The 13,711-nt window shown below is 55.0% G+C and carries 6 protein-coding genes; 4 read left to right on the forward strand and 2 right to left on the reverse strand.

What is annotated here, in order from left to right:
• Positions 1-161: 161 nt before the first annotated feature.
• Positions 162-803 carry a stringent starvation protein SspA gene (gene sspA, locus ACO6VX_RS15405; RefSeq protein ID WP_009092481.1) on the forward strand — a complete coding sequence of 214 codons (642 nt, stop codon included), beginning with the start codon at positions 162-164 and terminating at the stop codon, positions 801-803.
• 3 nt (positions 804-806) lie between these two features.
• Positions 807-1,292, forward strand: coding sequence for a ClpXP protease specificity-enhancing factor (gene sspB / locus ACO6VX_RS15410; RefSeq protein ID WP_010251939.1), 486 nt, complete (start codon positions 807-809; stop codon positions 1,290-1,292).
• A gap of 111 nt (positions 1,293-1,403) precedes the next feature.
• Here the strand turns inward: sspB and ACO6VX_RS15415 are convergent, their stop codons facing one another.
• Both ACO6VX_RS15415 and ACO6VX_RS15420 read right to left on the reverse strand, forming a co-directional pair.
• Positions 1,404-3,161 carry a sulfite reductase subunit alpha gene (locus ACO6VX_RS15415; RefSeq protein ID WP_010251935.1) on the reverse strand — a complete coding sequence of 586 codons (1,758 nt, stop codon included), beginning with the start codon at positions 3,159-3,161 and terminating at the stop codon, positions 1,404-1,406.
• A 185-nt stretch (positions 3,162-3,346) separates the two neighbouring features.
• Positions 3,347-8,878 carry a glutamate synthase-related protein gene (locus ACO6VX_RS15420; RefSeq protein WP_187495395.1) on the reverse strand — a complete coding sequence of 1,844 codons (5,532 nt, stop codon included), beginning with the start codon at positions 8,876-8,878 and terminating at the stop codon, positions 3,347-3,349.
• An 889-nt stretch (positions 8,879-9,767) separates the two neighbouring features.
• Here ACO6VX_RS15420 and arcB point away from each other — a divergent pair.
• Positions 9,768-12,101, forward strand: coding sequence for an aerobic respiration two-component sensor histidine kinase ArcB (gene arcB, locus ACO6VX_RS15425; protein WP_010251930.1), 2,334 nt, complete (start codon positions 9,768-9,770; stop codon positions 12,099-12,101).
• A gap of 888 nt (positions 12,102-12,989) precedes the next feature.
• On the forward strand, positions 12,990-13,709 hold the full coding sequence (gene mtgA / locus ACO6VX_RS15430; RefSeq protein WP_010251926.1) for a monofunctional biosynthetic peptidoglycan transglycosylase: 720 nt from the start codon (positions 12,990-12,992) through the stop codon (positions 13,707-13,709).
• Positions 13,710-13,711 lie beyond the last annotated feature (2 nt).

Below are 13,711 nucleotides of genomic sequence, written 5' to 3' on the forward strand. Positions count from 1 at the left end.
ACTTTGCGCCCGCAGGCCGGTGCGTTATGCGCCTCCCCACTGTCGGGGCGTCAGTATCTGTGACGCAGCTAACCAGGTTGCGTGCGAGTTCGATAAGCAAGTGAGTCGCCGTGTGGTTGGCTATTCGCAGTATCTTTTTGTGAACAAACTTGGAGGTTTTCATGGCTGTCGCTGCCAACAAACGTTCGGTAATGACGCTGTTTTCTGGTCCTACTGACATTTTCAGCCATCAGGTACGTATCGTCCTGGCGGAGAAGGGTGTCAGCGTAGAGATCGAGCAGGTCGAAATGGATAACCTGCCGCAGGATCTGATTGACCTCAATCCGTATCGCACGGTACCGACGCTGGTAGATCGTGAGCTGACGCTGTATGAATCACGCATCATCATGGAATATTTAGATGAGCGCTTCCCGCATCCGCCACTGATGCCGGTTTATCCGGTTGCCCGTGGTGATAGCCGCCTGATGATGCACCGCATCGAGCAGGACTGGTATAGCCTGATGAGGAAAGTAGAGAACAGCAGCGGTCAGGAAGCGGAAGCGGCACGCAAGCAACTGCGTGAAGAGCTGCTGGCTATCGCGCCACTGTTTGGCCGTACGCCTTATTTCATGAGCGAAGAGTTCAGCCTGGTTGATTGCTATCTGGCTCCGCTGTTATGGCGTCTGCCGTCAATGGGTATCGATTTGATCGGCTCAGGTTCAAAAGAGCTGAAAGGTTACATGAATCGCGTATTTGAGCGTGACTCCTTCCTCGCTTCATTAACTGAAGCTGAACGTGAAATGCGGCTGCAAGCCCGGGCTTAACGTATGGAAATGTCGCAACTTACTGCACGTCGTCCCTATCTGCTGCGCGCCTTTTATGACTGGTTGCTCGACAATCAGCTGACGCCGCATCTGGTGGTCGACATAAATCTGCCGGGTGTGCAGGTGCCGCTGGAGTATGCGCGCGATGGTCAGATAGTCCTGAACATTGCGCCACGTGCTGTCGGTAACCTCGATCTGGCAAACGATCAGGTGTCGTTCAACGCCCGCTTTGGTGGCGTTCCTCGCCAGGTTAACGTGCCGATGGCGGCGATTCTGGCAATCTATGCGCGTGAAAATGGCGCCGGGACGATGTTTGAACCGGAACCGGCTTACGAGCTGGGCACGCATGAGGCGTCAGAGGGTCAGGAAGAGACTATGATGTCGGTGATTGATGGTGATCGTCCTGACGATGCCAGCGATGACGAGACACCGCCTGATGACGATCCACCGCCACGTGGTGGACGACCTTCACTGCGCGTAGTGAAATAGCAGTGACATAACAGCGAATACCCGTCCATCCGACGGGTATTTTTTTGCCTGTCGGCCATAAAAAAATCCGGCTGCCTGCGCAAGCCGGATTTTTTCAGCAGACCATCGCGATCAATAGACGTCGCGCAGGTAGCGCTTCTCTTTCTTCAGCTGATCGACATAGTCAGCAGCGCGCTCGGTGGAGAGACCACCAAACTGGCGAACCACTTCATACAGCGCATTATCCACATCCTTCGCCATACGCGATGCATCGCCACAGACGTAGAAGTAAGCCCCTTCCTGTAGCCAGGCATACAACTCAGCGCCCTGTTCAAGCATCCGGCTCTGCACGTAGATCTTCTTCTCCTGATCGCGTGAGAACGCCAGATCCAGACGCGTCAGTAAGCCATTATCGCGCCAGGCAAGTAATTCATCCTGATAGATAAAGTCATGTTCCTGATGCTGATCGCCGAAGAACAGCCAGTTTTTCCCCTGCGCGCCGGTTGCCTGGCGCTCCTGCAGGAAGGCACGGAATGGTGCGATACCGGTACCTGGTCCCACCATGATCAGCGGTGCGCTGTTGTTGGCAGGCACGCGGAACGATTTATTGGGTGAGATAAAGATGGCGGGCTTTTCACCGCGACGCACACGCTCGGCCAGGTAGGTTGAGCAGACGCCACCGCGATTACGGCCACCACTGTGATAGCGTACCGAGGCAACGGTCAGATGCACCTGGTCAGGATGGGCTTTAGAGCTGGATGAAATTGAGTAAGCGCGATGCTGCAGCGGACGCAGCAGCGCGACAAACTCGGGTACCGCCAGCGTGCGCGTCAGTTCAAGCTGCAGCAGGTCAAGGGTATCTTTGCCCCACAGCCACACGCCCAGCGCATCTTTATCATCATGCTGTAACACATGACGCAGCTCCTGGTTGGTGGTGTTCTGCCCGACCCATTCGATTAACTTGCGTGACGGCTCTGAGATCTCAAACTGATAGGTCAGCAGGTCGCCAAGGCTGCGATCAAAGCCGGGCACCGGCGTCTCGTAGTCCGCGTTAAGCTGGGTCAGCAGCAGGCTGACCAGCGACGGCTCGTTGACCGGAATTACGCCCAGCGCATCGCCCGCTTCATACTTCAGGCCGCTGTCAGACAGGTCGAACTCGAAATGACGAATATCTTTGGCTGACTGCTCGCCTGACAAACGCTTGTTGGTGATCAGCGCGGCGGCGTATGGATTGGATTTGTTGCTGCCTGGAATGACTGGCGCTTCAGGCGCGCTTTCCAGCACGGTGCCGCTGCTGCCCGCGCTGGCGGCAAACTGTGGCATTGAGCTGTTCAGCCACTCGCTGGAAGGCTCCTCAAAATCGATATCACAATCGATACGATCAACCACGCGTTTCGCGCCCAACTGCTCAAGACGCATATCAATGAATTTACCCGCCTGACAGAAGCCATCGTAGCCGGTATCGCCAATCGCCAGCACGGCGAAATGCATCTGCTCCAGACGCGGTGCGGTACTGGCAGAGATCGCGTCCCAGAACAGCTGCGCGTTGTCCGGCATTTCACCTTCGCCATAGGTCGAGGTGACGATCAGTACATGGCGCATGGTGGCAAATACGTCGAGATCGACATCGCCCAGCGCCTGAACCACCGGCACCAGACCTTTAGCGCGCGCAGATTTCGCTGCGGTCTGCGCCAGTGCTTCAGCATTGCCGGTCTGTGAGCCATAAAGAATGTGCAGTTGCGTCGTCGCGGCTGCGCTTGTGCCCGCGGCGGGTTGCTGCTTGTCTTCTAATACCAGCAAACGGGAGTGCAGACCCGCAAGAAAGCCAGCCAGCCAGTACTTCTGATCGCCATTAAAAGGTGCATCTTCTGGAATATAAGGAATTTTCATGGGTACTTTTACTCAATCCCGTTCTCGCCCGTCATCAGTGGCATTGTCCGGTGTGAAAGCGGTTCCGCTTTCCCGCGCCGCAGTGTGTGCGACAGGGGAGAGCGGTGCTGCATCTGTCCGGTACAACGATTAATCCGGGCAATGATCAATTAATAATATTCAGTTCAGCCTGATCAGTATCACTGTCAGGAGAGTTTACCCACCGCAGCGGCGATTTCCGGCAATGCCGCACGTGCAAACAGCTCTTCAAAGTCAGGCAGGTGGCCCAGCACTTCCCGGTTACAGGCATCCTGGTACATGATCCAGCCGTAGGTTGCCAGACTGTCCATGGAGCGGATGTTACGTTGCGTCAGCGCCGCTTTGTAATCTGACATGCGTTTGGTTCCAATCAGACTCGCCAGTTCATCATCGCTGTAGCTCTCGATAGCGGAACGGGCATGACGCTGCAGCTTGCTTATCAGCGAAAAGTCTTCCGTCATCAACAGATTACGGACCGCTTTTTCAACTGCCGCATCTTCAACCGGGGTGCCTTTCGGTAATTTGCCCAGCGCCAGCTGCTGGGCAAAACTCAGCACGGTGTAGTTGTTCAGCAGGACAAACATCTCCAGCGTATCGGTCGCGCCATAAGCCGGTACGGCACCGTTGGCGATGGTTTTACCCTGACGCCATGCGGCTTTAAACTTCGCCACCTGATGGCCTGCCAGCGCCGTCGACAGCTCTTCGAGCAGATCTTTGCGGCTCTTGGCTTTCAGAATCTCGCCGCCATCCTGATAGAGCAGCAGCGAGCGCGGCATCACGTAAACAAAGTGGTGACACTCCGTTTCCCAGTTCTCCAGCAGCCAGGCGGCACGCGGTGATTTGGTCGCCTCCAGATGCCAGTTCAGCATGGTCAGCACCGCCTGCTTGTGCACCTGGGCCATCTCATCCTGATCGGCAATCGAGCCGAACTGCACCGAATCACCGGCAGCATGGCTGGCCAGCGATCCATAGGGGTCGTACTGGTAGGCGAAGCCGCCGCTCATGCCGTTGCCAAATCCTTTACCGAAGGTGCCCAGGTTGAGGATGGCACCATTGGTCATATATTCGCAGCAGAAGTCACCGACGCCTTCAACCACGGCGGTGGCACCGGAGTTACGCACCGCGAAACGGTCACCGGCCTGGCCCTGCACGAACAGACGTCCGCCGGTCGCGCCAAACAGCGCAAAGTTACCAATAAGCACGTTGCCATCGGCATCCTGCGCGCCGCCGCCAGGCGACATCACGATCAGTTCGCCGCCACACTGTCCTTTGCCGACACCGTCGTTACAGGTGCCGTAATGGGTCAGCTGCATGCCATCGTTGCAGAAGGCGCCAAACGACTGACCGGCAGAACCGGTGGTGGAAATTTTTACGCTCTCAGGGGCCAGATAGCGACGACCGCGATCGTCAGTCATTACGGCAGGCATCGCCTGCAGCTGCTCAGAACTCAGCTGATGGTTCAGCATCCGCTCAATATCGATGGCCAGCTGGCCGCCGACACTTTTGTTTCGGTTATTCAGCACGATGTTGTTGCCCAGAGTGACGTCAGGATTTCCCTGATCCACCAGCGACAGCTTCAGTTGCTCAATCCAGACATCATCCAGCTCAAAATCTTTTTCCAGATAAACCGGCTTGTCGATTTTCAGCTCAGGCACCACGGTAAGCATGGCGCGTAAGTCGAGCTTGCCCACTTCCAGCGGGTGATCCATCAGGTGCAACAGGTCAGAGCGACCGCGTGCCTCACGCAGGGAACGCAGGCCCATACGCGCCAGGATTTCACGCACTTCATGCGCCACGTTGAGGAAATACTGCGCCAGCTGACGCGGATCGCCATCAAACGCTTCGGCATTCGTGGTTAAGCCAGCCGGGCACTTAACGTTACAGTTCTTCGCCATCACGCATTTCAGCATCATCAGCGCCGTCGTACCGAACTCAAAGCTGTCGCCGCCCAGCAGCGCAGATTTCACCACGTCGCTGCCGGTCTGCTGTGCGCCAGAGCAGCGCAGCAGCACTTTCTCACGCAGGCCGTTGGCGCACAGCGCCTGGTGGACTTCAGCGATGCCGATTTCAGCCACGCGTCCGGTATATTTCAGGCTGGTCACCGACGCAGCGCCGGTACCGCCGGTGTTACCCGCAACGTTAATCACGTCTGCACCGGCTTTGGCCACGCCGACCGCGATGGTGCCGATCCCTTCAGACGAGACCAGCTTGACGATAACCCGCACCCGCGCGGCTTTGCAGTCGTGGATCAACTGCGCCAGATCTTCGATGGAATAGGTGTCGTGATGCGGCGGCGGTGAGACCAGCTCGACGCCAGGCGTACCGCCACGCGCGGCAGCAATCTCGACGGTAACTTTGGCCGCCGGTAACTGACCACCTTCGCCAGGTTTCGCACCCTGACCAATTTTGATCTCCAGCTCTTCCAGCATCGGATCCGCCAGATAGGCAGCCCAGACGCCAAAACGACCCGAAGCCAGCTGTTTGATGCGTGAGGCACGGATGGTGCCGTGACGGGAGTAATGCTCGCCGCCTTCACCGCAGTTACTCATGCCGCCGACCATATTGGTGCCGTGCGCGACCGCTTCATGAGCGGGAGCCACCAGCGCACCGTGGCTCATCGCCCCGGAGGCAAAGGTACGGGTAATTTCACAGGCTGGCTGCACTTCGCTCAGTGGCAGTGAGGGCAGGGTGGTGAAGATACGTGACAGATAATCGGCCGCTTTACCGTAAGCGGTCACTTTCAGACCGCCAGTCACCACTTCGCTGCTTTCGATATCGTCGCCGAAGCGGGATTTCAGGGCGCGAGACAGGTTCTGCAGGCGTTCGCTCTCAGGCTTCAGTCCTTCAATCGCATCGGTCAGACGCAGCATAAAGTGATTCAGGCTGCCATCTACCGCTTCACACTCCATGCCACGAATGGCAAAGCCGTTGTTGGTCAGCGAGTAGCGTCCCAGCTTGCGGCGGAACTCCGCTTCGCTGTCGATGTGGGTCAGGTCAGCCGGGAATGTCAGGATGTCGCGCAGGGCCGCCGGGCGACGTTTACGCTCTTCATACATCAGGCTTGAGAACTGACGGTAATCAGCAGTAATCGCGAAATTATTGATCACCTCATCCGGGATGCGCTCAAAGCTGCTGTCTTTAAAGGTCTCAGGCTTGATGCCAAACGCATTATCCAGTTTAGCCAGCGTCATCAGGCGGATGAAGTTGTCCTCTTCGCGCGCTTTGTCGGCAAAGCGAATCGGTTCTTCGGTCATATCGATAAAGGTCCGCACGGCGATGGTGCCGTAGGAGTGACCTGCGCCTTCTGCACGCTCTTTGAACAGGCCCAGCAACGGAACTTCAGATTCGCCCTGAATCTTCAGTGCGCTCTGGTGCCAGTCAACGGCCATCTGCGCGATCGTCGCGAAGCCTGCGCCGCCCACCGGCGTTTTGATATTCGGGAAATATTTTTTCAGCACCGGATCATCGGTGTTGAGGAAGTTAGGCTCAAAGAACTCGCCGCTGCTGTAGCTCTCAACGGTACAGAGGCCCACTTTGCCCATGGTTTTCATCAGTGCTTTTTCAGCCGCTTTGGCATAGCGCTTAAAGGCTTTGTTACCTTCTTCACCTTCACCAAATTTCTCCTCTGCGCGCATCTGTACGCCCAGCGGATAGATAGCTGACGCCCCAAAGCCAAGCGTGGCGGCAATGTGGTGCGACGAGATGCTCTGGCCGCTTTCAACCACCAGAGAAACATCCAGACGCAACCCTTCCTTTATCAGGCGCTGGTTGATGGCGGAAACCACCAGCAGCATCGGGATCGCGGCGTGCTTTGAAGAGATATGGCGATCGGTAAGTACGGCGATGCCACCCTGGGTACGGGCAAAATCAACCACCTGTTGCGCCAGGTCATCAATCGCTTTTTCCAGGGCATTCGCGTTCGCGGTGGTGCTCAGCAGATCTTTGCCGATCACCGGCTCATAGAGCATCTCAAAGCGGGCATAAGGTGCGATGGTCTGCTCGCGTAAACGCAGCATATCGAGGTGGCTGAGAATCGGGGTCGGCACCACAATCTGACGGCCTTTGCTGCGGCCCAGATGGGGTTTTGCCCCCAGCGCGACACGCAACGTCATGCCATCCACTTCGCGGATTGAGTCCAGCGGCGGGTTGGTGACCTGCGCAAAGCGCTGAGAGAAGTAGTGCGCCATGCCGCCTTCATGATCGGATAAGCCGTTGATGGCGTTGCCGTAACCCATCGCGGAGATCTTCTCTGCGCCGGTATTCAGCATCGGGTCCATCATAAACTTGAAGCTTTCCTGGTTGTAGTAGTAGGCAACAAAGCGCTGATACGTTTTCAGATCGCCACGATAACGCAGCGGTGAACCCTGTTGTTCTGCCGGGATCTCGGGCAGATCGTCAAGACCGACGCGCGCTTCACGCAGCAACGCCGAATAATCTTTCTCTGCGGCCAGTTTTTCCAGCGCCTGCAGCGTGGTATAGCTGCGTTTTTCACGGTGATCGAAATAGAGCATACCGCCCGCTTCGATACGCCCACGACGCAACACGCTTTCAGGTGGGAAGGCGATCTGGCCGGCTTCCGACATCGCACCGATATAGTCAGCGGTTTCCACTGAACGCAGGGGACGCAGACCCAGACGATCAAGACGCGCGCCAATTACTTCGCCATTACCAAAGATTAAGGCAGCAGGGCCGTCGTTCTTCTCTTCATACAGCGAGAAGTACTCCAGCATGTCACGCACTTCTGGCGACAGCGCGCTGTCGTTTTCCCAGGCGGGCGGCATCATCGACACCACGGCGGTGATCAGATCGAGGTCATCTTCCATCAGACGGCTGTGGATGCTCTGATCCAGGCGCGAACTGTCGGACTGGCCTTTAGGCCGCACGATGGTCTTGCCACGGGCCAGTGCCAGCGCGGACTCAGCGATGCGGTTTTTACGGTCAGTGTTCAGCTCGCCGTTGTGCGCCATCAGGCGGAACGGCTGCGCCATCGTGGTATGGGGATCGGTGTTAGTGGAGAAGCGGGTGTGGAAAAACAGCCCGCGCACCTGATGATCGGGATCGGTCAGATCTTTGAAGTAAGGGATCACTTCATTGGAATTCAGACGGGCTTTGAACACCTGCGTGCGTGACGACAGCGACAGCGGATAGAGGCCGCCAAATTCGCTTTCGGTAAAGGCACGGGCTTCAATGGTTAACAGGGCGCGGTAGATGCGTTTTTCGAAGTCGTTCTGATCAACTACATCCTGTGGCGCAGTGAAAATCCACTGCAGAATCGGTAACTGGAACTGCGCGGCTGCCGGGCGCGTCACGCTGCTGTCGAGCGGCATGTCACGCTTCATGAGTACCGGCAGACCAAAGCTGCTGAGGGTTTCATCCACCAGACGTTCGGCATTCGCGCGCAGCTCAGCATCTTTCGGCACAAAGAAGTTACCGATACCAAAGCGTCCCGCTTCCAGCGGCTGGCCGGTAATTTTGCGGAAGAATTGCAGCGAAAGATCAACGTTGACCCCCGCGCCGTCGCCAACGCCTTCCGCTGACATGCCGCCGCGGTGAGGCACCGTACACAGGGCGCTGTGCGCCATCTGCAGAATCTCGTGGGTCTGCTCGCCGTCCTTACGCGTAATGAAACCTACACCACAGCTGTCACTGCCTGCTGTCGGATCATACAAGCCATAGGATTGAGGTTTTTTAGTGGACATTGAGGGTCTCCTTAAACTGCTTTGACATTACCTGCACTGTTTCAGGGTCTGAGCGCAACGGGGGCGCTATTATTTTCATCGCCATGCTCTGTCGAGCGCGCGTCATAGCCCTGAGCATTTCTCTCCAGACATCGGTAAAACGTCCTTAATTGAGCTGCTCTCTGATTTCCGGTCTCTTAAAGGAGATGACTTAAACCACGCGGGAGTCTTCTTGTTGCATAGATATGCCGAGACAATGGCCCGTCTGGAAAGCTTTCAGCGGATTTCCAACTTATCGGGAAAGCGTAATCAGGTCAAATAGGGCGGTCAGACGGGATTATCATGCGTTTTATCTGATTAAGTGTATGAATTTAATGCTTTTTAAGGTTTAAAATGTATCACTCTGGTGCCTGGCGACAGGCCGATAAATGTGAACTGACTCACTGTAGTGCAGGCGTCAGATCTCTGCACCATGCTGGTGACAGGGTGTTAAGCAGCATTAAATGCTGTTCAGCACCCATGATGCATAGCATGTATCTGTTTTTCTTATGTCCGGCTATTTGAATGAAACCGCGGTTGGTTATAAGAAAAATTAATCAGCATGGGCATGCTTAAAACAGCATTAAAGATGAATGCCTATGCATATAAAAGGGTGTGCCTGTGCAACAGGACGCTGCCAGGATATTGAAAAAAGGCCGTACAGAGAAATCGGTGATTCGCTGGCGGCCTTACAGATTATTCATTTGGCACAGTCAGTCAAGGGTTTTAACCGCTTTGTCCTTAACGTCGCCGATCGGCGAGGCTGCTGCACCATAAAAGCGCATTTGATCCCTTATCTCCACGCGACGTGCTGCGACGGCAGCGGGTTAACTGCGCTATTATGAGGCTGTTTCTCTTCCAGGGAGTTGTTATGAAACAAATTCGTCTGTTGGCGCAGTACTACGTTGATTTAATGGTGAAGCTTGGACTGGTGAGGTTCTCGCTGCTGCTGGCGTCTGCGCTGGTGGTGCTGGCGATGATTGTCCAGATGGCGGTCACGATGGTACTGCGGGGCCATGTCGAGAGCATTGACGTGGTGCGTTCGGTCTTCTTCGGGCTGCTGATCACGCCCTGGGCGGTCTATTTCCTCTCGGTGGTGGTCGATCAGCTGGAGGAGTCACGGCAACGCCTGGCACGGCTGGTGGATAAGCTGGAAGAGATGCGTACCCGCGATCTGGAACTCAATCAGCAGATGAAAGAGACCATTACGCAGCTGAATCAGGAGATCAGCGATCGTAAAAAGGCGGAGCTGGCACGCGAACAGGTGATGGATAAGCTGCGTGAAGAGGTAACGCGTCGTGAGCAGGCACAGATTGAGCTGGAACAGCAATCCTCCTTCCTGCGCTCCTTCCTGGATGCCTCGCCTGACCTGGTGTTCTATCGCAACATCGATAAACAGTTCTCCGGCTGCAACCGCGCGATGGAGCTACTGACCGGCAAAAGCGAAAAGCAGCTGATTGGCCTGACGCCGCGCGATATCTATGATGATGAAGCGGCCACTAAGGTGCTGGAAACGGACGAAAAGGTATTCCGCCACAATGTCTCGCTGACCTATGAACAGTGGCTGCAATATCCCGACGGACGCAAAGCCTGCTTCGAGATCCGTAAAGTGCCTTACTACGACCGCGTGGGTAAGCGCAGCGGATTGATGGGCTTTGGCCGCGATATAACCGAACGTAAGCGCTATCAGGACGCGTTAGAGAACGCCAGCCGGGAGAAGACCACCTTTATCTCTACGATCAGCCACGAGCTTCGTACGCCGCTTAATGGCATTGTCGGCCTGAGCCGCATCCTGCTGGACACCGACCTTAATCAGGAACAGCTGAAATACCTGAAAACCATCCACGTCTCTGCCATCACGCTGGGCAACATCTTCAATGATGTGATTGAGGTGGACAAAATCGAGCGCCGTAAAGTACAGCTGGATAATCAGCCGCTCGACTTCACCGGTTTCCTGGCCGATTTAGAAAACCTCTCTGGTTTGCTGGCACAGCCGAAAGGCCTGAAGTTTGTGCTCGCGCCGCAACTGCCGCTGCCGCATATGATTTCGACGGATGGAACGCGTCTGCGCCAGATTCTGTGGAACCTGATTGGTAACGCCGTGAAGTTCACCCAGCAGGGCGAGATCGTGGTGCGGGTAACCTATGAGCAGGACGAGACGCTGCGCTTTGAGGTGCAGGACTCCGGCATGGGTATCCGTCAGGAGGAGCAGGACAAGATCTTCGCTATGTATTATCAGGTCAAAGATCAGCATGGTGGTAAACCGGCTACCGGTACCGGCATCGGACTGGCAGTATCACGCCGCCTGGCGCAGGCGATGGGCGGTGATATCCGCGTGCACAGTGCGCCGGGACAGGGTTCCTGCTTCACTGTAGAGATTAAAGCGCCACGCATTGCTGAAGAGGTGGAGGATGAAGGCGTGGACGACAGCCTGCCACTGCCTGCGCTGCACGTGCTGCTGGTTGAAGATATTGAGCTCAATGTGATTGTCGCGCGCTCGGTACTGGAGAAGCTGGGCTGCAGTGTAGAGGTCGCCATGACCGGCAGCGAGGCGCTGGCGATGTTTGACCCGCTGGAGTTTGACCTGGTGCTGCTGGACATTCAACTGCCCGATATGACCGGGCTGGATGTCTCACGTGCGATTCGCCAGCAGTACCAGGGAACGCATCTGCCCCCGCTGGTTGCTCTTACCGCCAATGTCCTCAAAGACAAAAAAGAGTACTTCGACGCGGGAATGGATGACGTGCTCAGCAAACCGCTGGCAGTGCCGGCACTCACTGCGATGATTAAAAAGTACTGGGATTATCAGGCAGAACCGGAAGAGGAGATCGCTGATGTCAGCGATGACAAAACCCGGATGCTGCTGGATGTCGCGATGCTCGAACAGTATATCGAGCTGGTTGGTCCCAGCCTGATTACCCAAAGCCTGACGATGTTTGAAAAGATGATGCCGGACTACCTTGCGGTGCTGGAGTCGAATCTGATGGCGCGCGATCAGAAAGGCATTGCTGAAGAGGGACACAAAATTAAAGGGGCGGCGGGTTCGGTCGGGCTGCAGCGTTTGCAGATGCTGGCGAAACAGATTCAGAGTCCGGAGTTACCGGCGTGGTGGGACAATGTAGGTGAATGGATTGATGAGCTGAAGCATGAATGGCGACACGATGTGCAGGTATTACGCGACTGGGTGGCAGAGCAGGATAAGTGATACCCCGGAAAAAAATGACCCCAGCCGAGGCCGGGGTGCGCGAAATACTGCGCCAACACCAGGGAAATCATTGCGGCCGCTATGATTTGAATAATTAATGCAGCCGCAGGGTATTGGTTAACACTGTCATCACCTTAGCAAATCCATCTTCTCATGCGACAAGATTCATTAAAATTTGTGATATTGAGCAGCGTTTAAATACAGAAAACATTAATTTGGCAACACAGTCAAGTAAGGAATTAATTTCTGTGCTGTGTTGCTGCTATTTTAATCAGTTTTACGCTTTTTCGTGTAGTTTTAATGCTGCCGGGCAGGGAAACTGAGGCTGAGCAGCACCAAAGTGAGCCGCCGTTAACATTTGCCTTTTGAGTGAGGCTAACGCGCTGATATTGCAAGCGCGCTGCCTGAAATGACACGAATTATCCAAAACGATTTGGAATGATAAAAAAGAATCTAAAAGTTTGTCCTTCTGTCGTTCTGCTATCAGGGTTATTACTGGAAGGAAATAGTGCCATTCTGGCAACCCGTGACTCCATTAAGCGCTGCTTATTTATCCGTTATAACGATAATTCTGATTAACCTTTGGGCGCGGCAGGATTAAGAAAATAATAACAGTTAAGCATGGTAAATGATTCATGCGGGCGCTTATTACTCATGATTAAGTGTTTATCTGGAAAGATGCTAAGCAATGGCAATGAATGGAACCGATTCCTTTTTTGCGGAAGTACTTGAACTATTTCGAACTGTTGCAGCATGTTGATGCAAAATGATTGAATAAAGTCTGGAAACAGCCTGTCAGTTTTCAGCGATAATCGTAAAAAGGCTGCTTTTTTAGCAGTGATTACATGAGTGATTGATTAACGTCTGAAACAAGTGTGGGAAGATTGCATGAACAAGCATAAAGGAAGCGTCGGACAGCGTATCAGACGTATTGTTGGTCGTATCGTACTGGTGTGGCTGGGAATATGGCTGGCGGGCATTTTACTCTTTTCGTTCTTACCCGTGCCGTTCTCAGCGGTGATGGCTGAACGACAGATCGGAGCCTGGTTACGCGGTGATTTTAGTTATGTCGCCCATTCAGACTGGGTCGGCCATGACGAGATTTCGCCCTGGATGGGGCTGGCCGTTATCGCCTCAGAAGATCAAAAGTTTCCCACCCATTGGGGCTTTGATGTGGCGGCGATTGAGTCTGTACTGGATAACAGCGATAGCCGGATGCGTGGGGCGTCCACGCTGTCTCAACAGACGGCGAAGAATCTGTTCCTCTGGGATGGTCGCAGCTGGGTGCGTAAAGGTCTGGAAGCGGGTCTGACGGTAGGAATTGAAACGGTCTGGACGAAGCGGCGTATTTTAACCGTCTATCTCAATATTGCGGAGTTCGGGCCCGGCATCTTTGGCGTTGAGGCGGCTTCTCAGCGCTACTTCCATAAGCCTGCCAGCCGGCTGACCGCAGCAGATGCCGCCTTACTGGCAGCGGTGCTGCCTAATCCGATACGTTATCGTGCTGCTGCACCCTCAGGCTACGTCAGAGAGCGGCAGCAGTGGATACTGCGTCAGATGCGCCAGCTTGGTGGGGAAGGCTTCCTGCAGCGTAATCAGCTCGACTAAGC

The sequence above is a fragment of the Pantoea sp. BJFS-204 genome, assembly GCF_049310725.1.
Lineage (GTDB): Bacteria > Pseudomonadota > Gammaproteobacteria > Enterobacterales > Enterobacteriaceae > Pantoea > Pantoea agglomerans.

Bases quoted from the DNA above. Each gene is read 5' to 3' on its own strand.
- ACO6VX_RS15420 (WP_187495395.1), bottom strand. From the start codon at position 8,878: ATGTCCACTAAAAAACCTCAATCCTATGGCTTGTATGATCCGACAGCA.
- sspA (WP_009092481.1), top strand. From the start codon at position 162: ATGGCTGTCGCTGCCAACAAACGTTCGGTAATGACGCTGTTTTCTGGT.
- mtgA (WP_010251926.1), top strand. From the start codon at position 12,990: ATGAACAAGCATAAAGGAAGCGTCGGACAGCGTATCAGACGTATTGTT.
- ACO6VX_RS15415 (WP_010251935.1), bottom strand. From the start codon at position 3,161: ATGAAAATTCCTTATATTCCAGAAGATGCACCTTTTAATGGCGATCAG.
- arcB (WP_010251930.1), top strand. From the start codon at position 9,768: ATGAAACAAATTCGTCTGTTGGCGCAGTACTACGTTGATTTAATGGTG.
- sspB (WP_010251939.1), top strand. From the start codon at position 807: ATGGAAATGTCGCAACTTACTGCACGTCGTCCCTATCTGCTGCGCGCC.